Origin of the sequence: Streptomyces sp. NPDC007808, from assembly GCF_042868655.1 — a bacterium.
Lineage (GTDB): Bacteria > Actinomycetota > Actinomycetes > Streptomycetales > Streptomycetaceae > Streptomyces.
Window position 1 is genome coordinate 70,595 of record NZ_JBIAEQ010000008.1, and the last position, 21,991, is coordinate 92,585.

Consider the following 21,991-nt stretch of genomic DNA (forward strand, 5'->3'; position numbering starts at 1 on the left):
AGGCCATGAGGCAAGGAAACGATCCCAGCAGGAGGAACCCCCGCGTGCGCATTCGGCTGCTGACCCTGACCGCGGTACTCGGCGCCGCGCTGCTGGCCGCCGGGCCGCTCCCGGCGAGGGCCTCCGGCACCCCGGAACCGCTGTCCGGCCCGGAGGCCCCGGTCGGCGCGGACGACCTGCTCGCGAAGGTGTCGTCCTGCGCACAGGTCTCGAACGGCAGGTACCGCACCGATGCCGACGCCCCGGCCACGGTCCCCGTCTGCGGGAAGAACGGCGCCGTCTTCTGGACGGCCGACATGGACATCGACTGCGACGGCCGGCGCACGGACAGGTGCAACGAGAGCACCGACCCCTGGTTCCTGCCCGACACGGCGTTCCACCAGTCCGACGGCCTGCCGCTGCGGTCCGACACCCTGCCGTACGTGGTCGTCCCCGGCGCGAGCGGTATCTGGGACTACGCGGCCGCGGGCATCAGGGGCGGCAGTGTGGCCGCCGTCGTCCACGGCGACCAGGTGCTGTACGCCGTCGTCGGCGACACCGGCCCGCGGCACATCATCGGCGAGGCCTCCTACGCCGCCGCCGAGCACCTGGGCATCGACCCCGACCCGGCGGCCGGCGGCACGGCCTCGGGCGTGACGTACATCCTCTTCCCGAACTCCCGTGTCTCGCCGATCGAGGACCACGAAGCGGCCGTGGCACTGGGCGAGAAGCTGGCGCGGGAGTTCATCCGGGACAACTGACTTCGGACCGTCGCCGTCGTGCAGGGAGGAGGGCGTCACTTCGCCCGCACGGCCGTGTACACGGTCTGCGCCGCGAGCACGAACACATCGGGCCGATGGTGCAGGCTCGCCTTGTCGTCCGGGTCCAGAAGCCGGTCGAGGGTCGCGCGGTCGTCGGCGTCGAGACGCTCGCCGAGGCCCTCGCGGGTACGGGTCAGCGAGGCGACGACATAGGCCCTGGCGCGGTCCGTGGTCGGGGCGGGCAGGTCGAGCAGGAAGGTGCGGGTTCCGGTGGGCCGCAGTCCGGCGGCGGTGAGCAGCGCCGGCCAGTCCTCGGTCTCGGTGACGGAGCCGGGCAGGTCCGCCCGCATCGCGGCGAACCACTCCGCCTCCAGCGCGTCCAGGCGCGCCTGGAGCCCGGGGCGCCCGAAGCCGATGTCGCGCGGCAGGAACCGGGCCGGGAGCCCGCCCTCCTGCAGCGCCAGCGTGCCGCCGCGTGCCAGTCGGTCGGCGAAGGCGGCGAGGGCGGCGCGCTGGTCGCCGAGGTGGTGCAGGCTGCGGCCCGCCCACAGCAGATCGGCGGGATAGTCCAAGTCGTCCAATGCGCCCGGGAGTTCACCGGCGAGGGTGCCGAAGCGGTCGGCGACACCGAGCCGCTCGGCACGGTCCCGGGCCCGCTCCAGCAGCGGCTCGGAGGCGTCGACGGCGACGACCCGGGCGCCGGGAAAGGCGTCGGCGAGCAGACAGGCGATGACCCCGGGCCCGCTGCCCGCGTCCACGATCAGCCCCGGTTCCGTCTGCCGCTTCGCCAGCCAGGCCATGGCGTGCTCGTACAGGGGCGTGAACAGCTCCGCCTGCGCCTCCAGCAGCGGCGCCATCTCGCCCCAGTCGATGTCGCTGTGGTCCTGGTGATGGCCGTGATGGCCGTGGTGCTGGTCCTGGTGAAGCTGCTGCTGGTGGTCGTGGTCCTCGTGCGCCATGGTGGTCAGCCTCTCGTCCGGATGCCGCCAGCCTGCGCCGACGCACCGTCGCCGGGCCACTGTCCTTGCCGTAACGGCAAAACGCCGCAAGAAAATCAGGTGCGGCGAGGACGTCCGGTCACCCACGATGGCGCCATGAACGACGAGATGGTGGAGCGCTTCCTCGAAGACGGTTTCGTGAAGATCGAGGGCGCCTTTCCGCCACGCGTCGCCGAGCACTGCGCACGGCTGCTGTGGCGGGAGACGGGATACGACCCCGAGGACCCCGGCACCTGGAAGGATCCCGTGCACTGGGTGTACGAGATGGCGCAGGGGCCGTTCGCGGCAGCCGTCAACACCCACGTACTGCACGAGGCCTTCGACATGCTGGTCGGGGATGGCCGTTGGCAGTCACGCTACTCGCTGGGCAGTTTCCCGCTGCGCTTCCCGCACGAGGAGGAGCCCGCGGACGCCGGCTGGCACATCGAGGGCAGCTATGTGCCCGACGGCGCCCAGCACCCGCACACGAACCTGCGGTCGAAGGACCGCGCCCTGCTCATGCTGTTCCTGTTCAGCGAGGTCGGCGAGGACGACGCCCCGACCCGCATCCGGGTCGGCTCGCATCTCGATGTACCGCCGGTTCTGGCGCCGTACGGCGAGGCCGGCGCCTCCTTCCTGGAACTCGGCCCCCAGGTCGCCGAGGCCTCGGCGCACCGCCCGCTCGCGTACGCCACCGGGCGCCCGGGCGACGTCTACCTCTGCCACCCCTTCCTGGTCCACGCCGCCCAGCCGCACCACGGCACCCGGCCCCGTTTCATGGCGCAGCCGCCGCTGCACCCGATGGAGCCGTACGAACTGGAGCGGGCCGACGGCCACTACTCGGCGGTGGAGTTCGCGATCCGCCGGGGCCTGGCCCAGGAGGGCTAGGCCCCGGCGGGCTTGCTCAGCCGGTCAGGACAGGGGCGGGTACGCGTTCTGCATCAGCTGCTGGAACTGCGCCGAGAACCAGTGGCCGGACAGCGGGGCGTTCGGCAGGGCGCCGGACATGTTGTAGTTGTTGCGCGGGTTGCCCGTGTAGGTCGGGTCGCACATCCGGTCGAAGCCCTTGCCCTCGTCGTTGGGGATCTCCTTGCTGGCGCCGTCGGACTCACCCGGCGGCTTCATCCAGACGTAGGCGTCGATCCCGGTGGCCGGGTTGGCCTGCGGGCGCTCGCCGAGGCCGGCCCCGGACTGGTTGCACCAGTTGCCGACGTGGAAACGGCGGTCGTAGCGGCCGCCCTCGACGTAGGTGTCGACGTTTGTCGTCGCGCCGGGTCCGGTCGGCCGTGCGCTGCCGCCCCAGCCGTTGCGGGAGGTGTCGATCAGCATGCCGACGCCTGTGTTGAACCCGGCCGTGACCGCCTGGTTGCGGAAGGCCTGCGCGAAGGACAGCTCGTCGGTGTACCGGTTCCAGTCCACCCACTTCGACTCGCGGACCGACTTGCCGCCGACCGTGTCGTTGATGCTGAAGTTGTTCTCCTTCAGGGCGCTGAAGTTCGCCGTGTTGGTGATGAAGCCGTGCACGTCGTTGACGGTGGCGCCCTCGGTGGTGGCCGCCTCCTTCATCAGGGCGGCGCTGGGGGCGAAGTTGTCGTCCCAGCCGATCCAGCCGTGGTGACCGGCGTCGATGTAGTTGTAGACGTTGGGCACGTCACCGAGCTTGTTCAGGGCGTAGCCGACGCCCCTCTGGTAGTTGCCGTTGGCCTTCATCACATCGCACTGGGGCGTGGCGGTGGGACGGCTGCCGGTGTTGGTGACCAGGTTCGGCAGGGAGTCGATCTCGATGGCGTTCACGATCCGCAGCGAGCGGTACTTCGGGTCGGCGAGGATCGCGGCGATCGGGTCGATGTACTCGGTCTTGTAGCGGCCGATCTCCGTCGGGCCGAGTTCGCCGTTGGAGGCGAGGGCGGAGCAGTCGCGGCCCGGCAGGTTGTAGATGACCAGCTGGACGACGAGCTCACCGGAGCCCTTCTGCCGCAGCGCCTCGTCGAGGTGGGCGCGCAGGCCCATCTTGCCGTTCGCGCCGTTGACGGCGGCGATGCGGTCGAGCCAGACACCGGTGGGCTGGTTGGCGACGCGGCTGCCGCCCGGCTCGGCGGCGGCGTTCGCGGACCACTGCGGGTTCACGTACACCTTGGCGCCGGAGTACGGGTTGTCGACCCGCGGACCGGTCGGGTCGGGCGGCGGGTCCGTGGGACCCGAGCCGCCGTCGTCGACGTTGCAGGTCACGCCGTCGAGGGTGAAGGTGGCCGGGATCGCGTTGGTGCCGCTGTAGGAGGCCTGGAAGCCGAAGCTGACCGAACCGCCGGTCCCCAGCGTCCCGTTGTAGGACTCGTTGGCCGCGGTGACGGCCGCCCCGCTCTGGCTCAGCTTGGCGTTCCAGCCGCTGGTGACCTTCTGGTTTCCGGCGTAGGACCACTTCACCGACCAGTTCGACTTGGCGGCACCCTGGTTGGTGACCGTCACGGCGGCGGTGAAGCCGGTGTCCCACTGGTTCTGCACCTTGTAGTCGACGGTGCAGGGCACGGCGGCGGTGCCGACTCCGTCGGGGACCGCGGCGAGCGCGGTCCCCGAGGCCCCGGCGACCAGCGCCAGGGCGGCGAGCATCGCTGTTCTGGTACGAGTCATGAGTGCGGGTTTCCTTCTGCGTGAGGGAAGTTGTCCGTCAGGGAAGTTGTCCGTCGAGGGCGCGCAGGTGTGCACGCGGCCCGATGCCGTACGAGGTGGGGGGTTGTGGCGTGACTGGAGAACCGCCGTCCCGGACACCGGGCAGGAACCCGGCGCTGACGCGCGTGCCGGTGCCGAACGCGTCGGCGAAGGCTAAAAGTACTGAACGCGGGGGGTGTCGCATGAGCGACTCCTTGCAGATCAGGCGCGTCGGGACGGACGCGTCGACTGATGGAACCGCTCCCACTGGTGCCCATGAAACTAGCGCCAAGTGACGGGGAAGGACAGAGGAGTCACTGACTTTCGCTCAACTGAACGCATCGAATCTTTTCGACTCTTCAAGCACCTTGACCGCTTGCATACCCGTCCTCACTATGGGAGCGCTCCCACTGGTTCAAGCCTTGACCTCTCCGAGCCGCGAGGAGGAACCAGCACGTGCATCCCCCACGCAGACGCAGGGCCGTACGACGGTTGTGGACGGCCGTCGTAGCGACCCTGGCGCTTCCCTTGACGATGTTGAGTACGGGTTCGACTCCCGCTCAGGCAGCGGCACTTCAGTGCAGTGTCGACTACAAGACCAACGACTGGGGTTCGGGTTTCACCGCCGACCTGACCCTCACCAACCGCGGAACGGACGCCATCGACGGCTGGACCCTGACGTACAGCTACGCGGGCAACCAGAAGCTCAGCAACGGCTGGAACGGCACCTGGTCGCAGTCCGGGCAGTCGATCACGGTGAAGGACGCCGGGCACAACAAGCGGATCGCCCCCGGCGCCGCCGTCTCCACCGGTGCCCAGTTCAGCTACAGCGGCGCCAACGCGGCCCCGACGAACTTCGCGATCAACGGCACCGCCTGCACCGGCGCCCACCAGCCCCCCATCACCGTACTGACCAGCCCGGCGGCGGGCGCCGTCTACACCCGCGGTGACGCCGTCCCGCTCGCGGCGACCGCGGCCGCAGCGGACGGGGCGTCGATCAGCAAGGTCGAGTTCTACGACGACACCACGCTGCTGGGCACGGACACCACGGCGCCCTACTCGCTGTCGGTCTCCAGCCTCGCCGTGGGCGGTCATTCGCTGCTTGCCAAGGCGTACGACAGCCTGGGCGCGTCCGCCGAGTCCACTCCCGTCGGCATCACCGTGGCCTCGGGCCCCGCCGTGGTGGTCTCAGCGACCCAACTGGCCGTGCAGGCGGGCAAGTCCGGCTCCTACGACGTGAAGCTGTCCACCCAGCCGTCCTCGAACGTGACGGTGACCACCGCCCGGACCGGCGGCAACTCCGGCCTGTCGGTGACCGGCGGCGCCTCGCTCACCTTCACGCCCTCGAACTGGAACACCGCCCAGAAGGTGACCATCACGGCCGACAGCTCCGGCACCGGCTCGGCGACCTTCGAGTCGTCCGCCAACGGCCATGCGAAGGCCTCGGTCACGGTGACCCAGATCGCGGCGTCGAAGGTGTACGACGCCCGCTTCCTGGAGATGTACGGCAAGATCACCAACCCGGCGAACGGCTACTTCTCACCCGAGGGCATCCCGTACCACTCGGTCGAGACGCTGATCGTCGAGGCACCGGACCACGGCCACGAGACCACGTCCGAGGCCTACAGCTACCTGCTGTGGCTGCAGGCGATGTACGGCAAGGTCACGGGTGACTGGTCCAAGTTCAACGGCGCCTGGGAGATCATGGAGAAGTACATGATCCCGACCCGCGCCGACCAGCCGGCCAACTCCTTCTACAACGCCTCCAAGCCGGCGACGTACGCGCCCGAGCTGGACACGCCGAACCAGTACCCGGCCAAGCTCGACACCGGGGTCTCGGTCGGCCGGGACCCGATCGCGGCCGAACTGAAGAGCGCGTACGGCACGGACGACATCTACGGCATGCACTGGATCCAGGACGTCGACAACGTCTACGGCTACGGCAACGCGCCGGGCAAGTGCGCGGCGGGGCCGGCGGATCAGGGACCGTCGTACATCAACACTTTCCAGCGCGGTCCGCAGGAGTCGGTGTGGGAGACGGTGCCGCACCCGACCTGCGACGCCTTCAAGTACGGCGGCAAGAACGGCTACCTGGACCTGTTCACCGGTGACGCCTCCTACGCCAAGCAGTGGAAGTTCACCAACGCCCCGGACGCCGACGCGCGTGCGGTGCAGGCCGCGTACTGGGCCGACAAGTGGGCCGACGAGCAGGGCAAGGGCGGCCAGATCTCCGCGACCGTGGCCAAGGCCGCGAAGATGGGCGACTACCTGCGCTACGCGATGTACGACAAGTACTTCAAGAAGATCGGCAACTGCGTCGGTCCGTCCACCTGCCCGGCCGGCACCGGCAAGGACGCGTCGATGTACCTGCTGTCCTGGTACTACGCCTGGGGCGGTGCCACCGACACCTCGGCGGGCTGGGCCTGGCGCATCGGCTCCAGCCACGCGCACGGCGGCTACCAGAACCCGATGGCCGCGTACGCCCTGGCCAACTACGCCGACCTGAAGCCGAAGTCGGCGACGGGGCAGGCGGACTGGGCCAAGTCCCTGGAACGGCAGATCGAGTTCTACCGCTGGCTGCAGTCCAGCGAGGGCGCGATCGCGGGCGGGGCGACCAACAGCTGGGCGGGGCGGTACGCGACGCCGCCGGCCGGCAAGTCGACCTTCTACGGCATGTACTACGACCAGCAGCCCGTCTACCACGACCCGCCGTCCAACCAGTGGTTCGGCTTCCAGGCGTGGTCGATGGAGCGGGTCGCCGAGCTGTACCAGCAGACAGGCAACGCGCAGGCCAAGGCCGTCCTGGACAAGTGGGTCGACTGGGCGCTGTCCGAGACGACCGTCAACCCGGACGGCACCTTCCGGATCCCGGCGACGCTTCAGTGGTCGGGGCAGCCCGACACCTGGAACCCGTCGAGCCCGGGCGCCAACAACGGGCTCCATGTCACCGTCGCCGACTACACCAACGACGTCGGTGTGGCGGCCGCGTACGCCAAGACCCTGACGTACTACGCCGACCGCTCCGGTGACACGGCGGCCGCGACCACGGCCAAGGCACTGCTGGACGGCATGTGGAAGAACCACCAGGACGACCTGGGCATCGCCGTCCCGGAGACCCGCGCCGACTACAACCGCTTCGACGACCCGGTCCACATCCCGAGCGGCTGGACGGGCACCATGCCGAACGGCGACGCGATCAACTCGTCGTCGACCTTCGACTCGATCCGCTCGTTCTACAAGGACGACCCGGCCTGGTCGAAGATCGAGGCGTATCTCGCGGGCGGTGCGGCGCCGTCGTTCACGTACCACCGGTTCTGGGCCCAGGCGGACATCGCCCTGGCCATGGGTTCGTACGCGGAGCTTCTCGAATAGGTCCCCGCCGGGCGCTCCGCGGGCCGGGCGGTGTCCTGCCGCGGATCCCCATCCGTTGTGGCTGGTCGCGCTCACGCGGCGGAGCCGCATCCGGATGCGGTCCCGTGCCCCTCACGGGGCACCGCAGGCACCGCCTGTTCCCCGGAACCGCCTGAAAGGTTCCGCGTACGCGGTCTCGTCACCTGACGGCGAGGCCTGTGTGCCGGGCGGCCCCCTCCCGCACTGGGGGCCGCCCGGCACTTCCGCCCCGCGTGGAAAGCACTTGCCCCGACGCGCTTCTGCGTTCCCCCCACGTCCGGGAAAGGACACCCGTGCGAAGAACCCGCATCCTCACGGCGGTGCTGGCACTCGCGGCCGGCCTGCTCGCGGGCATTCCGCCCGCGCTGGCCGCCGACAGGGCCCCGCAGGCGGCCCTCGCCGCCGACACCTACACCTGGAAGAACGCCCGTATCGACGGCGGCGGTTTCGTCCCCGGCATCGTGTTCAACCGCAAGGAGAGGAACCTCGCCTACGCCCGCACCGACATCGGCGGCGCCTACCGCTGGCAGCAGTCGACGAAGACCTGGACGCCGCTGCTGGACTCCGTGGGCTGGGACGACTGGGGACACACGGGCGTGGTGAGCCTGGCGTCCGACTCCGTCGACCCGAACCGGGTGTACGCGGCGGTGGGCACGTACACCAACAGCTGGGACCCGAAGAACGGCGCGGTCATGCGCTCCTCCGACCGGGGCGCCAGCTGGCAGAAGACGAACCTGCCGTTCAAGCTGGGCGGCAACATGCCGGGCCGCGGCATGGGTGAGCGGCTGGCGGTCGACCCGAACAAGAACAGCGTGCTGTACCTGGGCGCCCCCAGCGGCAGGGGGCTGTGGCGCTCGACGGACTCCGGGGTGACCTGGTCGCAGGTGGCGAACTTCCCCAACGCCGGTACCTACGTGCAGGATCCGAGCGACACCAGCGGGTACGCCAGCGACAACCAGGGGATCGTCTGGGTCACGTTCGACGAGTCCACGGGGACGTCCCAGAACGCCACGAAGACGATCTACGTCGGTGTCGCCGACAAGGACAACGCCGTGTACCGCTCGACCGACGCGGGGGCGACCTGGTCCCGGCTCGGCGGGCAGCCCACGGGATACCTGGCGCACAAGGGCGTCCTGGACGCGACGAACGGCCACCTCTACCTCGCCTACAGCGACAAGGGCGGCCCCTACGACGGCGGCAAGGGCCGGTTGTGGCGGTACGACACGGCGGCCGGGACCTGGAAGGACATCAGCCCGGTGGCGGAGGCCGACACGTACTACGGCTTCAGCGGGCTGACCGTCGACCGGCTGAAGCCCGGCACGGTGATGGCGACGGCGTACAGCTCCTGGTGGCCGGACACCCAGATCTTCCGCTCGACCGACAGCGGCGGAACCTGGACGAGGGCGTGGGACTACACGTCGTACCCCACCCGCGAGAACCGCTACACGATGGACGTCTCCTCGTCACCCTGGCTGACCTGGGGCGCAGACCCGTCACCGCCGGAGCAGGCCCCGAAGCTCGGCTGGATGACGGAGGCCCTGGAGATCGACCCGTTCGACTCGGACCGCATGATGTACGGCACGGGCGCGACGATCTACGGCACCGAGAACCTCACCGACTGGGACAGCGGAGCCAAGTTCACCATCAAGCCGATGGTGCGGGGCCTGGAGGAGACGGCCGTCAACGACCTCGCCTCTCCCCCGTCGGGCGCGCCGCTGCTCAGCGCTCTGGGCGACATCGGCGGCTTCCGTCACACGGACCTGGACAAGGTCCCGTCGATGATGTTCACCCAGCCCAACTTCACCACGACCACGAGCCTGGACTTCGCCGAGTCGAACCCGAGCACGGTCGTGCGGGTCGGGAATCTGGACTCCGGTCCGCACATCGCGTTCTCGACGGACAACGGCGCCCACTGGTTCGCGGGGACCGACCCTGCGGGCGTCAGTGAGGGCGGCACGGTGGCCGCGGCGGCCGACGGCAGCCGGTTCGTGTGGAGTCCCGGCGGTACGGGCGTGCGGTACACGCAGGGCTTCGGCACCTCGTGGCAGACGTCGAGCGGGATCCCGGCCGGCGCGGTCGTCGAGTCCGACCGGGTGGACCCGAAGGTCTTCTACGGCTTCAAGTCCGGGAAGTTCTACGTCAGTACGGACGGCGGCGCCACCTTCACCGCGTCCTCGGCCACCGGGCTGCCGAGTGGTGACAGCGTCCGCTTCAAGGCGCTGCCCGGGGCCGAGGGCGACGTCTGGCTGGCGGGCGGCGAGGCGGACGGCGCGTACGGTCTGTGGCACTCGACGGACGGCGGCGCGAACTTCACCAGGCTCTCGAACGTCGAGCAGGCCGACACGATCGGTTTCGGCAAGGCGGCGCCGGGAGCCTCGTACCAGACCCTCTACACCAGCGCGAAGATCGGCGGCGTCCGCGGCATCTTCCGCTCCACGGACAAGGGCGCGAGTTGGACCCGTATCAACGACGACGCCCACCAGTGGGGCTGGACGGGAGCGGCGATCACGGGTGACCCGCGGGTGTACGGGCGCGTGTACGTGGCGACCAACGGGCGCGGGGTCGTCTACGGCGACACCTCCGACAGCGGCACGACGGATCCCGGGCCCGGCCCCGACCCGACGCCCACCGGCGGTTGCACGGTGACGTACACGGTCACCAACCAGTGGTCGGGCGGTTTCCAGGCGGACGTGCGGCTCACCAACACCGGATCCGGAGCCTGGAGCGACTGGTCGCTCGGCTGGTCCTTCGCCGACGGCCAGCGCATCACCCAGGCGTGGAACGCCGAGCACACCCAGTCGGGGGCTGCGGTGACCGCGAGGAACGTCGGCTGGAACGGGAACGTGGCGGCCGGTTCGTCCGTGAGTTTCGGGTTCACGGGGAGCTGGTCGGGCGCCAACGCGAAACCGACCGCGTTCAAGCTGGGTGACCGCGGCTGCAAGGTGAGTTGAGCCCCAGGGCGCGTGCCGGCTCCCGGCACGCGCCCTGGGCCGTCTGCTACAGCTTCCACTCCCCGGCCTGCTGGGCGAAGCCCGAGTCCATCGCGAAGGTGACGGTCGCCGCCTTCGACGCCTTCGGCATCTCGAACACGACCCAGCCCAGCGCCTTCGCCCCGGGCTTGAGCCGGACGTCCGACGACATGGACGGGCCGGCCGTGATGTCGGCGATGACGGGTCCGAACTGCTGGCCCTGGTCGTCGGTCGTCTTCGCCCCGTTCATGGGCGCGTCGGAGTACACCTTGCTTCCGGTGTTGACGAGCTGGAACTGCACCCCGATCCACCGCTTGCCGTCCTCGGGGGCGAAGAACTCGTCCGCGGACTTGGCATGGTCGACGACCTTGACGACGGTGACGTCGAGCCCGCTGCCGCTCTCCATGCCCTTGAGGGCGAGCGTGTCCCCGACCTCGGCGACCTCGGACGCGGCGCTGCTCTTGTCGTCGGCGGGCTCCTTCCCGTCGCCGCCGCCGGCCTTGGCCGAGGTCTTCGCCTTCGGCTTGTCGACGATCTCGTCACCGGAACCGGGACCACAGGCGGTCAGGGTGACGGCGGCGACAACGGCGGCCGCGGTGGCGGCGAGAGGTATACGGGTGTGGAACATGTTCTCCCCAGGTGTTCGGCGGTACGCACGTGAAGGACCCGTGAAGAACGCTCATGGTTGTACGCATCACCCAGAAAGGTGACGCCCGTGAAGCAACCTGACGACGCGTAATCCCGTCAGGGTGTGGACACCGCCGGGCGTGGAGCGGTGGTCATGCCTCCGTCGTCCGGCGAACCTCCCAGAAGGGCGGACGGGTTCGCCTCTTCGGTCGCCACGGCGCGCACCGGGGCTGCCGGTTCCGCGCGGCGGACCCGCGGGGACGGGAGCGCTGTCAGCCGTACCGCGCCATCAGTTCCCGTACGGTCGCCGCGATCCGCTCCCGCAGGGCCACGGGCCGCAGAACCTCGATGTCCGCGCCCAGCCGCAGGAACTCCCCGTGCGCGTGGTCGACGGACTCGATCGGCACGGTGACCAGCGTCCAACCCTCCTCGTCGGTACGCCCGTTGTCTCGGACCGCCACCGCCATCGGCCCGTCGGGCCGCACACCGGGAGCCAGCCGGACCAGCGCCTCGCCCTGCCGGAGCCGGTCGTGGAAGTCGCGCTGGTAGGCCGCCCAGTAGGCGGCCAGCTCGAAGTCGTCGGGTCGGGTGAACTCCTCGTCCGACGCGGTCAGTTCCAGGATCTGGTCGACGCGGAAGGTACGGGGGCCCGGACCCGCGACGACGTACCAGCGGCCCGCCTTGAGGACGAGCCCGTACGGCTCCAGACGGCGCTCCACATCGGTGGGCTCGCGCCAGCGGCGGTACCGCACGTGCAGGACGCGGCTGTGCCAGACGGCGTCGGCCACCGCGGGAAGGTACGGAGTCTCGTCGGCGTCGGCGTACCAGCCCGGTGCGTCCAGGTGGAAGCGGCCGCTGATCCGGTCGGCGTGCCCGCGCAGTTCCGCGGGCAGTGCGGCCCGGACCTTGAGCTGGGCGGTGGCCAGGACCGAGCCGAGACCGAGTTGGGCGGCCGGGCCGGGGACCCCGGCGAGGAAGAGGGCCTCGGCCTCGTCGGTGGTGAGTCCGGTGAGGCGGGTGCGGTAGCCGTCGAGGAGGCGGTAGCCACCGGCGTGCCCGGCGTCGCCGTACAGCGGGACGCCGGCCGCGCCCAGCGCCTCGACGTCCCGGTAGACCGTGCGCACCGACACCTCCAGTTCCTCGGCGAGTTGCGCGGCAGTCATCCGGCCGCGGGTCTGGAGCAGCAGGAGGATCGAGATGAGTCGGCTGGACTTCACTGCCACAGGATGTCAGTGAAGCGCCTCTAGCGTGCCGCCATGCCTTTCAGTGAAAAGCTGCTGACCGTGCCGCCGCCCGTCGAGGTGGCCGGTCGGCACGTCAAGCGCTACCACGTCACCACCGATCCCGCGGGCATCGCGCCCGAGGTCGCGAAGGCGGCGTACGAGATCCTGCCGGAGCTGCTGCCGGAGCCGGACGGCACGCCACCGGCGACCTTCGTGGTGCTGCACCGGGGCGGCGACGACGGCGCCTACCTCAACGCCTACAGCTGGGTGTGGGACAACGTCCTGCACTTCCGGGGCGCCGCGGCGGGCCAGCCGGTGCTGGGCTGCCCGGACCTCGACCCCACCCACTTCGTCGTCACGGACCTGCCGTGGATCGGCTGCGTCTGGGAGCTCCCGCCGATCCTGCACGAACGGGACGCCTGGGTACGGCACCTGCTCGCGCCCGACGTCCCGGACCTCGCGGCCTACCTGGCCGACTCCCTGCCCGAAGGAACCACTGGAGACCGCACATGAGCAGCGCGCACGACTTCGACTTCTTCCACGGCGAGTGGGAGGTCCTCAACCGCCGCCGCACCGACTTCCTCGACCCGGACAGCGGCTGGGAGGAGTTCCCCGCGACCAGCTGGTGCCGGCCGCTGTTCGACGGGGCCGCGAACCTCGATGAGATCGACATGCCGAGGCTGTCGGCGAAGGGTGCGACGCTGCGGCTGTTCGACGGGGAGACGCGGCAGTGGTCGCTGCACTGGGCGTCCAGCGTGAGCGGGAAGCTCTTCCCACCCGTCGTCGGCCGGTTCGAGGGCGGGCGGGGCGAGTTCTACGGCGACGACACCCATGGCCACCAGGAGGTGCGGGTCCGGTTCGTGTGGTCGGGTGTCTCGCCTCGTTCGGCCCGCTGGGAGCAGGCGTTCTCCGTGGACGGCGGGCGGACCTGGCTGACCAACTGGACCATGGACTTCACCCGGGCTTGCGGAACGCCCGCAGGGTGAACACCGGGTCGGGGCGGGGCACGTCCTGGTCCGGCAGCCGTGCCAGCCGGGCGGCGAACTCGTCGGCGAGGGGATCACCGGGCGGCAGGGTGACGAACCAGCCGCGACGCAGGTCGGCGATGGTGCGGCGGGGGCTGCGGCCCTGTCCGCGGCCGGTGAAGCGGGCCCGGCCGGACGGGAGCAGGCCGTGGCCGAGGGCGTACGACTCGACCACGGCCGCCGCGTCCCGGGCCGGGCGGCGCGGGCGGGACGCGAGTACGGCATCGATGTCGCTGCCCACGTTGTGGGCGGCGGCCTTGTCGACCGTGGTGACATAGACCCCGCCCGGCCGCAGCACCCGGGCGCACTCCGCGACGACCGTCCGCGCGTCCTCGTCGCTCTGCGCCAGATGCAGCAGCCACACGCTGCTGACGGCGTCGAAGCGGCCGTCCGGGAACGGCAGCCGCCGGCCGTCCGCGAGCACCACGGCGCCGGGCAGCCGGGCGGCGGCCTGCCGGGCCATGTTGGTCGCGAGGTCGACGCCGGTGACGCGCAGGCCGTCCCGTTCGGCGAGCCGTCGCGTGACGATGCCGGTGCCGCACGCCACGTCGAGCAGGCGCCGCGTCCCCTCCGGCAGGAGTCCGAGCACCGCTCGGGCCGCGGCCGCCGCCCTGGGTTCGCCGCCGCGCGAGGCGTCGTACCGCTGCGCTTCCTCGTCGTAGTCGAGCACGCGCCTCAGTGTGCCCCGTGGCCCGGGGCGAGCGCCTCGATCTTCCCGGCGAGGTCGAAGTCCCGCTCGGTCACCGCGCCCACGGTGTGCGTGTTCACGGTGAGGGACACGGTGTTGTAGCCGAGGGTCAGGTCGGAGTGGTGGTCGAGCTCCTCCTGGACCTGGGCGATGTGGACGACCATCGCCGTGGCCGCGAAGTGCGAGGGCAGCCGGTAGGAGCGCGCGATCCGGTCGCCGTCCAGCGACCAGCCGGGCAGCTCCGCGAGCCGGTCCTCGATCTCCTTCTGCGACAGCGGTTCGAGGGGCATGGCCTCGCTCCTTCCTGGACGGGCGGTTCCTCCTCAGACTGCCACAGCCGGAGGTCCGCCGGCCCTTCGGCGCGGCGCCGGGCCGGTGCCCGGTCGCGCCACGCCGTCCCGTCCCGGAGGCGGTGGCTGCAGCGCGACCATTTCCACGCGCTCCTCGACTACGGTCGTATCCATGACCACTGTCCCGCCCCGAGACGCCGCGCCGCCCGCCACCGCACCGGTCGACCGGGGCGTGGGCCCCCTGCTACGGGCCTGGCGGGAGCAACGACGGGTCAGCCAACTGGAGTTGGCGCTGCGGGCCGACTCCTCGGCGCGACACATCAGTTTCATCGAGACGGGCCGTTCACGCCCGAGCGAGGAGATGGTGCTGCGGCTGGCCGAACATCTGGACGTGCCGGTGCGCGAGCGCAACGCGCTGCTGCTGGCGGCCGGCTACGCCCCCCGCTATCCGGAGACCCCGCTGACCGATCCCGCCCTGGACGCGCTCCGCGCGGGCCTGGAGCGGCTGATCCAGGGCTACGAGCCCTACCCCGCCGTGGTGGTCGACGCGATGTACAACGTCCACGCGGCCAATCGGGGCATCCTGATGCTGCTCGACGGCGTCCCCGAGCACCTTCTGACACCCCCGTTGAACGCGATGCGCCTGACCCTGCACCCGGAGGGCCTCGCACCGCGCATCCGCAACCTGCGCGAGTGGCGCGGGCACCTGCTCGACCAGATGGCCCGGCAGATCGCGCTGCGCCGCTCGGAGCCGTTGAAGAGGCTGTACGAGGAGGTGGCGGCCTATCCGGTGCCGCCCGAGACACCCGGCAGCGAGCCGGCCGAGCCGGTCCCGTACTTCGCGCTGCCGATGCAGGTCGAGCACGAGGGCCGCGTGCTGTCCTTCATCTCCTCCATCTCCACCTTCAACACGCCGATGGACGTGACCGTCGCCGAACTGGCCGTCGAGACGTTCCTCCCGGCCGACCCGGCGACGGTCAAGTACCTTCAGTCGATGGTGGCCTGACGCATCCTCAGCGCCGCGTACTGGAGCACGGCGAACCCGGCGACGGTGAGCGCCTGGAGCACGGTCCACACGGCACCGGCGGTGGTCGGCGACAGCCACAGCGCCAGCGCGGCGAGACTCACCACGGCCCAGGCGAGGTTGGCCTCGATCACGGCCCGCACGGGGAACGCGGCGGGCCGGGGCCGGGAGGCGAGCAGTCCGACGCCGGCTCCGTACACGGTGAGGAACGCGCCGAGTCCGAGCAACAGGCCCGAGTCCACCCCGAGGAGACGGCCGAGAGGGCCGGACACCGCGAGGTAGGCGATCCCGTTGGCCCCGGTCACCACGGCGTCCAGGGCCAGGAAGCGGCGCAGCACGGTCTGCGGGTCGGAGGTCCGGGCGAGCGCGGCGAGCGAGGTGGCGGACATGGTGAATCACCCTCCGTCGAGGTCGAGTTGCGATGCCGAGGCCCGGACTCCGGAACGGAGTGCGCCGCCCCGGAACCCGGTGCCCCAACGATCCCGCGCACGCGTGACGGGGTCGATTACCCGGGAGGTAATGCGGGCGACGACCCGACGGGCGGTGCACGACGCCTCCGCACCGCACCCCCGCACGGCCGGTCCCTGTCGTCAGGGTCCAAGGCCTAGTGGGGGCAGGCGGTGGGCCGGAGGGTGCCGGACAGGGAGGGGTGGGCGCGGGCGGCGCGCAGCAGTGTGGCGGCGCCGCGGACGGCAGCGGTGTGCGGCCGCGGGACCACGTACAGCGGTGCGTGCAGCCGGCCGACCAGGCGATGGGTGAGCTCGGGACGCAGGGCGCCTCCGCCGGCCAGGAGAGCGCCGCGCCGCAGGGCGTCGGAGGTGAGCGAGGTGCGGTCCTGGCGGAGCATCGCGGTCAGCATCGAGACCACCACGTCGGCGATCCGCTCAGGTGGCGTGCTCTCGTCCAGGTCCCCCGTGCCCAGGGCGGCGCGGCGCGCGTCGGTGACGGCGCCGTCGCACAGCAGGACCACCTCGGTGAGCTGGGCGCCGATGTCCACCACCAGCAACGGCCCCGACAGGTCCGCCTCGGCGGCGAGGGCGACGCACCGGGCGCCGGGTACGGTCAGGACGCTGCGCGGCCGCAGCACCTCCACCGCGGCCCGCGCCTGCGTACGGTAGGCGGCGCCGCCCAGGACCGGAACGGCGACGACGACCACCGGGCGGGTGATGCGGGGCAGGCGGGGGCCCAGCAGGCGGTTCAGCATCCGGGCGCACCCCGGGGTGTCGACGATGACGCCGCGTCGGACGGGGTACACCGCGCCGGTGCCGGGGTGGGGCGGGCTGGGTATGCCGCCCGCGTCGAGGTGGGTAAGGGCAGGCCCGCCGCCCGCGCCGGGGAGAGGCGGAGTGGGAGCGCCGTCGGAGCCCGGGAGAGGCAGGGTGGGAGCGCCGTCCGCGCCGGAGAGAGGCAGGGTGGGAGCGCCGTCGGAGTCGGGGAAGGTCACTGTGGGGACGTCGACGGTCACGCCCTTGCCGGCGATCCAGGCACGGGTGCGTCCGCTGCCCATGTCGAGGGCGACGCCGCAGCAGCGCCGGCACACCGGCCAGGTCCGGTGCCGGGCGGCGTCGGTGCGCGAGGGCCGGATGCCGGTCACCGGGCCGCCTCCCTGACCTGCTGGCAGCGGGCGCAGTAGCGGGCCTGCGGCACGATCATCAGCCGTTCCCGGTCGATGGCGCGCCGGCAGAGGTGACACAGGCCGTAGGAGCCCTCGTCCATGCGGGCGAGGGCCGCCTCGACGTCGGTGAGGACCATCCGGGCCGAGGCGGCGAGCTTGACGTGGACCTCGATCTGCGAGGCGGCCCGCCGCCGGAGCCGGTCCTCGGCGCGGGCGTTGACGGGCCCGGTGAGCTGCCGCACCTGCTCCTGGCGGAACAGACGCTGCTCGTGCAGGTTCTCCCGCAGCGCGGCGAGGTCCTCGGCCGAGAGCCGCGGCGTGCCCACGCCGATGGTCTGGTGGTTCACCACATCACCCCTCCGTGTTCGGTCAGGCGGCTCGGCGCCGGCAGGTGACGCAGTAGCGGGTGTAGGGCAGGATCTCCAGCCGCTCCGCCGGGACGGACCTGGCGCAGCCCAGGCAGGTCCCGTACGTCCCGTCCTCGACCCGCGCGAGGGCTTCCTCGATCTCCGCGAGGACCCGCTCCACCGCGGCCTTCTGCGTCGACAGCAGGTGATCGTCCGCGCTGTGCCCGCCCTCGTCGAGGGACCGCAGTTGTGCCAGCCGGGAGTCGCGTGCGTCCTCCAGGCGCTGACGGGCCTCCTGCGGATGGGGCTCGGCCCGGGATGCTTCGAGTGACATGGTCGTCCCCTGGTCGGTCGGGATGGTCGTGTGTCCTTCACCCTGGCCCGGCCGACGGCACAGGCCCATCGGGCGCGTGCCCCATTTACGCCGGGCCGAGAGACCCATGCGGCCGCACCATGGGTGGTGCGCACCGGGAGAAATGGGGTCCGGACCCCATCGACGGGGTGGGCCGAGGGGCGCAGACTGGCCACGGGCTCACCCGCACACCGACTTCGCCGGGCGCGACAGGGCGGCGCCGTGCCCGACTGTGGAGGTGAACAGAGGTTACGGAGAAGGAGGCGTGCGGCCGGTGTCCTTGTTCTGGCGGATCTTCGCCCTGAACGCCGTGGTGCTGGGCGCGGCCACGGCGTTGCTGCTGTGGGCTCCGGTGACGGTCTCCGTGCCGGTCCTGCTCACCGAGGCGGTCATCCTGGTGGGCGGTCTGGTCGTCATGCTGGTCGCCAACGCCGCGCTGCTGCGGCTGGGCCTGGCGCCGTTGGACCGGCTGACGAAGCTGATGACCACCGTGGACCTGCTGCGCCCCGGCCAGCGCCTGCCCGCGGCCGGCGGCGGCGAGGTCGCCGAGCTGATCGTCACGTTCAACGCCATGCTGGAGCGGCTGGAACAGGAACGGGCCGCCAGCAGCGCCCGGGCCCTGCTGGCGCAGGAGGCGGAACGGCGCCGTATCGCACAGGAGCTGCATGACGAGGTCGGCCAGAGCATGACCGCGATCCTGCTGGGCCTGAAGCGGGCCGCCGACCATGCGCCGGCGCCGCTGCGCGAGGAGCTGCACGAGGTGCAGGAGATCACCCGGGGGAGCCTGGACGAGGTCCGTCGGCTGGTGCGCCGGCTGCGGCCCGGCGTGCTGGACGACCTGGGCCTGGTCAGCGCGCTGACCGCGCTCACCGAGGACTTCGCCACCCACACCGGTCTGCGGGTCACCCGCCGTTTCGACGCCGACCTGCCCGCGCTGGAACCGGAGACCGAGCTGGTGCTCTATCGCGTCGCTCAGGAGTCGCTGACCAACGTCGCCCGCCACGCCGACGCCGAGCAGGTCACCGTCGCCCTGCGGCACACCGAGGACAGTGCCGTGCTGACGGTCACCGACGACGGCAGCGGCATCGGGGCCCGCAGCGAAGGCGCCGGCATCCGTGGCATGCGCGAGCGGGCCCTGCTCGTCGGAGGCAGCCTTGAGATCACGCCGGCGCCCCGCACCGGCACCCGCGTCCGACTCACCGCACCCGTGCCGAGGAAGCAGCCCTGACCATGTCCGACACGCCCCTGCGCACGATCCGCATCCTGCTCGCCGACGACCACGCGCTGGTCCGCCGAGGTGTGCGGCTCATCCTCGACCAGGAGCCGGACCTCGAAGTGGTCGCCGAGGCCGGGGACGGCGCCGAGGCCATCGAGCTGGCCCGCACCCACGACCTCGACCTGGCCGTGCTCGACATCGCCATGCCACGGCTCACCGGCCTGCAGGCCGCCCGCGAACTGGCCACGCTCAAGCCGGGGCTGCGGATCCTGATGCTCACGATGCACGACAACGAGCAGTACTTCTTCCAGGCCCTCAAGTCCGGCGCCAGCGGGTACGTGCTGAAGTCCGTCGCCGACCGGGACCTGGTCGCCGCCTGCCGGGCCGCGATGCGCGACGAGCCCTTCCTGTATCCGGGCGCGGTCACCGCGCTGATCCGCAACTACCTCGACCGGGCCCGCCGCGGCGAGGAGGCCCCCGACCAGATCCTCACCCCGCGCGAGGAGGAGGTCCTCAAGCTGGTGGCCGAGGGGCACTCCTCCAAGGAGATCGCCGACCTGCTGTTCATCAGCGTCAAGACGGTCCAGCGGCACCGCGCCAACCTGCTGCAGAAACTCGGGCTGCGCGACCGTCTGGAACTCACCCGGTACGCCATCCGCGTCGGCCTGATCGAGCCCTGACCTTCCGGCCCGGGACCGCACACCCCACGACGAGAGGGGGGCCGGGCCTGCACCGCACCGCGGTCACCGCCCCCGGAGGCAGCGGCCGGTCCCACGCAGCCCGGTGCCGGCGGCCGTCGTGCCGGCGCTGCTGAGCTCTCGCGCTCCAACTCCACCACCGCGAAAGCACCCCAGTTCCACCACCGCGAACGCGCTCCAGCTCCACCACCGCGAACGCCACGCGCCCGCCGGGCCGCGGTCTCCTGACACGGCCGTGAGGCAAGGGGCCCGTACCGCCGTCGCACGGCCCTCGGGGGCAACGGGCCGTACCGGACGGCACGTTCGCACTTCTGTGGGAACGTGGCACACTGCACCCGTACTTTCGGCGCGTAGGGGAGGCGTGGCGTGAGTGAGCGGCGGCCCGCGCCCACCGTGGGCCAGGTGGTGCTCGGCAAGCGCCTGCAGGAGCTGCGGGAGTCAGCGGGGCTGGGGCGTGACGAGGCGGCACGCGTGCTGCGGGTGGCCGCGGCGACCGTGCGGCGCATGGAGACGGCCGAGGTCGCGCTGAAGATCCCGTACGTGCAGGTGCTGCTGGAGACGTACGGCGTACCGCAGGACGAGGCGGCCGCGTTCGTCGACCTGGCGGAGGAGGCCAACCAGCCGGGCTGGTGGCAGCGGTTCCACGACGTGCTCCCGGACTGGTTCAGCCTGTACGTGAGTCTGGAGGGCGCCGCCCGCATCGTCCGCTCCTACGAACCGCACTTCGTGCCGGGCCTGCTCCAGACGGAGGCCTACGCCCGTGCCGTGCTGGAGGCCGGGACGATCGGCCAGAGCGGGCCGGAGACCGTGGAGCGGCACGTGGCGCTGCGCATGCGGCGGCAGCGGCTGCTGGAGCGACCCGACCCGCCTCACCTGTGGGTGATCATGGACGAGACGGTGCTGCTGCGTCCGGTGGCCGCCCGCGGCGAGGTGATGCGCGGCCAACTGGACAAGCTGCTGGAGTTCGCCGAGCGCGACCGGGTCACCCTGCAGATCGCGGAGTTCGCCTCCGGGCCGCATCCGGGCACCTACGCCCCCTTCACGCTGTTCCGTTTCGCCGAGCCCGAGCTGCCCGACATGGTCTACACCGAGTACCTCTCCGGCGCGCTGTACCTGGATTCCCGCAAGGAGGTCGCGGCGCATCTGGAGGTCCTCGACCACATGTCGACGGCCGCCGCGTCGGCCGAGCGCACGAAGAAGATCCTGCGGGAGCGCCGCGAGGACTTCTGACCGGTGTACGGCAACCCTTCCGGCCCCGGCCGGCGACCTGTGCACGACCGCGACGCACCCCGAGGAGAAGATCCCCCATGACCGGACCCGACGCCACGTCCACCCGCGTCGACACCAGCAGACCGCACCCGGCCCGGGTGTACGACTGGTGGCTGGGCGGCAAGGACAACTACCCGGTGGACGAGGAACTGGCTCGCAGGATCCTCGCCGTGGACGGCACGGTGTTACGGGGAGCGCGCGCCAACCGCCGGTTCATGCATCGGGCGGTGCGCACCGCCGCCGAGTCCGGGATACGCCAGTTCCTGGACATCGGCACGGGCATCCCCACCGAGCCCAACCTGCACCAGGTGGCGCAGGCCGTGGCACCGGAGTGCAAGGTCGTGTACGCGGACAACGACCCGATCGTGCTGCGGCACGCGGAGGCGCTGCTGCACGGGTCTGCGGAGGGCCGCACCGACTATGTGCAGGCGGACGTCCGTGACGTCGACACCCTGCTGGGCCGGGCCCGGGAGTCCCTGGACCTCGCCGAACCGGTCGCCCTGTCGCTGGTCGCGCTCACCCACTACCTCAGTGACGACCCCGCGGGCGACGACGTGTACGGCCTGCTCGGCAGGTACGTCGCGGCGCTCGCCCCGGGCAGCTACCTGATCCTCTCCCAGGTCACCCCGGACCTGAGCCCCGAGGCCGTCGAGAAGGCGGCGAACCACTTCCGGCGCAGCGGCACCCCCTTCTTCCCCCGGTCGCTCGCCGGGTTCTCCCGCTTCTTCGACGGTCTGGAACTGCTCGGCCCCGGTGTGATCCCGGTGCACGGCTGGCGCCCCGAGCCGGTGGACGTGGCCGCCCAGGCCGAGGGCATCGTGCCCGTGTACGCGGGGGTCGCCCGCAAGGTCTGACCCGTACGGGTGCCGTGAAGGGGTGCGCTCCCGCGCTCCGC

The 21,991-nt window shown here is 71.4% G+C and carries 21 protein-coding genes; 11 read left to right on the top strand and 10 right to left on the bottom strand.

The window, feature by feature from the left end:
* Positions 1–44 precede the first annotated feature (44 nt).
* Positions 45–740: a glycoside hydrolase family 75 protein gene (locus ACFYNL_RS28640; RefSeq protein WP_388808069.1), complete on the top strand. Its 696-nt coding sequence runs from the start codon at positions 45–47 to the stop codon at positions 738–740.
* Between the two features lie 35 nt (positions 741–775).
* Here ACFYNL_RS28640 and ACFYNL_RS28645 read toward each other — a convergent pair whose 3' ends face one another.
* Positions 776–1,699 (bottom strand): class I SAM-dependent methyltransferase, encoded by a 924-nt coding sequence (locus ACFYNL_RS28645; RefSeq protein ID WP_388808070.1) that lies wholly within the window; start codon positions 1,697–1,699, stop codon positions 776–778.
* A 135-nt stretch (positions 1,700–1,834) separates the two neighbouring features.
* Here ACFYNL_RS28645 and ACFYNL_RS28650 point away from each other — a divergent pair, with 135 nt between their 5' ends.
* Entirely contained in the window at positions 1,835–2,605 is a 771-nt protein-coding gene (locus tag ACFYNL_RS28650) for a phytanoyl-CoA dioxygenase family protein (protein WP_388808071.1), read from the top strand.
* 24 nt (positions 2,606–2,629) lie between these two features.
* Here the strand turns inward: ACFYNL_RS28650 and ACFYNL_RS28655 are convergent, their stop codons facing one another.
* Positions 2,630–4,345, bottom strand: coding sequence for a glycoside hydrolase family 6 protein (locus ACFYNL_RS28655; protein WP_388808073.1), 1,716 nt, complete (start codon positions 4,343–4,345; stop codon positions 2,630–2,632).
* A 474-nt stretch (positions 4,346–4,819) separates the two neighbouring features.
* On the opposite strand from ACFYNL_RS28655, the gene ACFYNL_RS28660 reads away from it, so the two are divergent.
* Both ACFYNL_RS28660 and ACFYNL_RS28665 read left to right on the top strand, forming a co-directional pair.
* The gene (locus ACFYNL_RS28660; protein ID WP_388808075.1) at positions 4,820–7,735 is read left to right on the top strand and encodes a glycoside hydrolase family 48 protein; all 2,916 of its coding nucleotides are present in this window, start codon (positions 4,820–4,822) and stop codon (positions 7,733–7,735) included.
* 311 nt (positions 7,736–8,046) lie between these two features.
* Entirely contained in the window at positions 8,047–10,704 is a 2,658-nt protein-coding gene (locus ACFYNL_RS28665) for a cellulose binding domain-containing protein (protein WP_388808077.1), read from the top strand.
* 46 nt (positions 10,705–10,750) lie between these two features.
* Here ACFYNL_RS28665 and ACFYNL_RS28670 read toward each other — a convergent pair whose 3' ends face one another.
* Positions 10,751–11,350 (bottom strand): DUF4352 domain-containing protein, encoded by a 600-nt coding sequence (locus tag ACFYNL_RS28670; protein ID WP_388808079.1) that lies wholly within the window; start codon positions 11,348–11,350, stop codon positions 10,751–10,753.
* A gap of 271 nt (positions 11,351–11,621) precedes the next feature.
* Positions 11,622–12,566: a helix-turn-helix transcriptional regulator gene (locus ACFYNL_RS28675; protein WP_388808081.1), complete on the bottom strand. Its 945-nt coding sequence runs from the start codon at positions 12,564–12,566 to the stop codon at positions 11,622–11,624.
* 39 nt (positions 12,567–12,605) lie between these two features.
* On the opposite strand from ACFYNL_RS28675, the gene ACFYNL_RS28680 reads away from it, so the two are divergent.
* Entirely contained in the window at positions 12,606–13,085 is a 480-nt protein-coding gene (locus tag ACFYNL_RS28680; protein WP_388808082.1) for a hypothetical protein, read from the top strand.
* A complete protein-coding gene (locus tag ACFYNL_RS28685; RefSeq protein WP_388808084.1) occupies positions 13,082–13,558 on the top strand; it encodes a hypothetical protein in 477 nt (158 codons plus the stop codon). Before ACFYNL_RS28680 ends, ACFYNL_RS28685 begins: the two co-directional genes overlap by 4 nt.
* Here ACFYNL_RS28685 and ACFYNL_RS28690 read toward each other — a convergent pair.
* A complete protein-coding gene (locus tag ACFYNL_RS28690) occupies positions 13,527–14,267 on the bottom strand; it encodes a class I SAM-dependent methyltransferase (RefSeq protein WP_388808086.1) in 741 nt (246 codons plus the stop codon). The genes ACFYNL_RS28685 and ACFYNL_RS28690 overlap by 32 nt on opposite strands.
* A 5-nt stretch (positions 14,268–14,272) precedes the next feature.
* Entirely contained in the window at positions 14,273–14,575 is a 303-nt protein-coding gene (locus ACFYNL_RS28695; RefSeq protein WP_388808088.1) for a 4a-hydroxytetrahydrobiopterin dehydratase, read from the bottom strand.
* A 172-nt stretch (positions 14,576–14,747) separates the two neighbouring features.
* Between ACFYNL_RS28695 and ACFYNL_RS28700 the strand changes: the two genes are divergently transcribed.
* Complete coding sequence (locus tag ACFYNL_RS28700) at positions 14,748–15,581, top strand: helix-turn-helix domain-containing protein (RefSeq protein WP_388808089.1); 834 nt, start codon at positions 14,748–14,750, stop codon at positions 15,579–15,581.
* Here ACFYNL_RS28700 and ACFYNL_RS28705 read toward each other — a convergent pair.
* From ACFYNL_RS28705 to ACFYNL_RS28720, 4 genes are all read right to left on the bottom strand, one after another.
* Positions 15,563–15,988, bottom strand: a complete 426-nt coding sequence (locus ACFYNL_RS28705; protein WP_388808091.1) for a hypothetical protein — start codon at positions 15,986–15,988, stop codon at positions 15,563–15,565. The genes ACFYNL_RS28700 and ACFYNL_RS28705 overlap by 19 nt on opposite strands.
* A 215-nt stretch (positions 15,989–16,203) precedes the next feature.
* Entirely contained in the window at positions 16,204–17,193 is a 990-nt protein-coding gene (locus ACFYNL_RS28710; RefSeq protein WP_388808093.1) for a rod shape-determining protein, read from the bottom strand.
* Entirely contained in the window at positions 17,190–17,564 is a 375-nt protein-coding gene (locus tag ACFYNL_RS28715; RefSeq protein WP_388808094.1) for a TraR/DksA family transcriptional regulator, read from the bottom strand. Before ACFYNL_RS28715 ends, ACFYNL_RS28710 begins: the two co-directional genes overlap by 4 nt.
* A gap of 19 nt (positions 17,565–17,583) precedes the next feature.
* Complete coding sequence (locus ACFYNL_RS28720) at positions 17,584–17,895, bottom strand: TraR/DksA C4-type zinc finger protein (protein WP_388808095.1); 312 nt, start codon at positions 17,893–17,895, stop codon at positions 17,584–17,586.
* A 292-nt stretch (positions 17,896–18,187) separates the two neighbouring features.
* On the opposite strand from ACFYNL_RS28720, the gene ACFYNL_RS28725 reads away from it, so the two are divergent.
* The 4 genes from ACFYNL_RS28725 (at position 18,188) to ACFYNL_RS28740 (ending at position 21,950) form a co-directional block, all read left to right on the top strand.
* Positions 18,188–19,141 carry a sensor histidine kinase gene (locus ACFYNL_RS28725; protein ID WP_388808097.1) on the top strand — a complete coding sequence of 318 codons (954 nt, stop codon included), beginning with the start codon at positions 18,188–18,190 and terminating at the stop codon, positions 19,139–19,141.
* Positions 19,142–19,143: 2 nt separating this feature from the next.
* Positions 19,144–19,809 carry a response regulator gene (locus tag ACFYNL_RS28730; protein WP_388808098.1) on the top strand — a complete coding sequence of 222 codons (666 nt, stop codon included), beginning with the start codon at positions 19,144–19,146 and terminating at the stop codon, positions 19,807–19,809.
* Between the two features lie 384 nt (positions 19,810–20,193).
* On the top strand, positions 20,194–21,057 hold the full coding sequence (locus tag ACFYNL_RS28735) for a helix-turn-helix domain-containing protein (RefSeq protein ID WP_388808099.1): 864 nt from the start codon (positions 20,194–20,196) through the stop codon (positions 21,055–21,057).
* Positions 21,058–21,134: 77 nt separating this feature from the next.
* The gene (locus ACFYNL_RS28740) at positions 21,135–21,950 is read left to right on the top strand and encodes an SAM-dependent methyltransferase (protein WP_388808101.1); all 816 of its coding nucleotides are present in this window, start codon (positions 21,135–21,137) and stop codon (positions 21,948–21,950) included.
* The last annotated feature ends 41 nt before the right edge of the window (positions 21,951–21,991 follow it).

What these genes read in the sequence shown, in the direction of transcription:
- ACFYNL_RS28645 (WP_388808070.1), bottom strand. Translation starts at nt 1,699, where the DNA reads ATGGCGCACGAGGACCACGACCACCAGCAGCAGCTTCACCAGGACCAG.
- ACFYNL_RS28650 (WP_388808071.1), top strand. Translation starts at nt 1,835, where the DNA reads ATGAACGACGAGATGGTGGAGCGCTTCCTCGAAGACGGTTTCGTGAAG.
- ACFYNL_RS28655 (WP_388808073.1), bottom strand. Translation starts at nt 4,345, where the DNA reads ATGACTCGTACCAGAACAGCGATGCTCGCCGCCCTGGCGCTGGTCGCC.
- ACFYNL_RS28670 (WP_388808079.1), bottom strand. Translation starts at nt 11,350, where the DNA reads ATGTTCCACACCCGTATACCTCTCGCCGCCACCGCGGCCGCCGTTGTC.
- ACFYNL_RS28680 (WP_388808082.1), top strand. Translation starts at nt 12,606, where the DNA reads ATGCCTTTCAGTGAAAAGCTGCTGACCGTGCCGCCGCCCGTCGAGGTG.
- ACFYNL_RS28685 (WP_388808084.1), top strand. Translation starts at nt 13,082, where the DNA reads ATGAGCAGCGCGCACGACTTCGACTTCTTCCACGGCGAGTGGGAGGTC.
- ACFYNL_RS28695 (WP_388808088.1), bottom strand. Translation starts at nt 14,575, where the DNA reads ATGCCCCTCGAACCGCTGTCGCAGAAGGAGATCGAGGACCGGCTCGCG.
- ACFYNL_RS28700 (WP_388808089.1), top strand. Translation starts at nt 14,748, where the DNA reads ATGACCACTGTCCCGCCCCGAGACGCCGCGCCGCCCGCCACCGCACCG.
- ACFYNL_RS28705 (WP_388808091.1), bottom strand. Translation starts at nt 15,988, where the DNA reads ATGTCCGCCACCTCGCTCGCCGCGCTCGCCCGGACCTCCGACCCGCAG.
- ACFYNL_RS28720 (WP_388808095.1), bottom strand. Translation starts at nt 17,895, where the DNA reads ATGTCACTCGAAGCATCCCGGGCCGAGCCCCATCCGCAGGAGGCCCGT.
- ACFYNL_RS28730 (WP_388808098.1), top strand. Translation starts at nt 19,144, where the DNA reads ATGTCCGACACGCCCCTGCGCACGATCCGCATCCTGCTCGCCGACGAC.
- ACFYNL_RS28740 (WP_388808101.1), top strand. Translation starts at nt 21,135, where the DNA reads ATGACCGGACCCGACGCCACGTCCACCCGCGTCGACACCAGCAGACCG.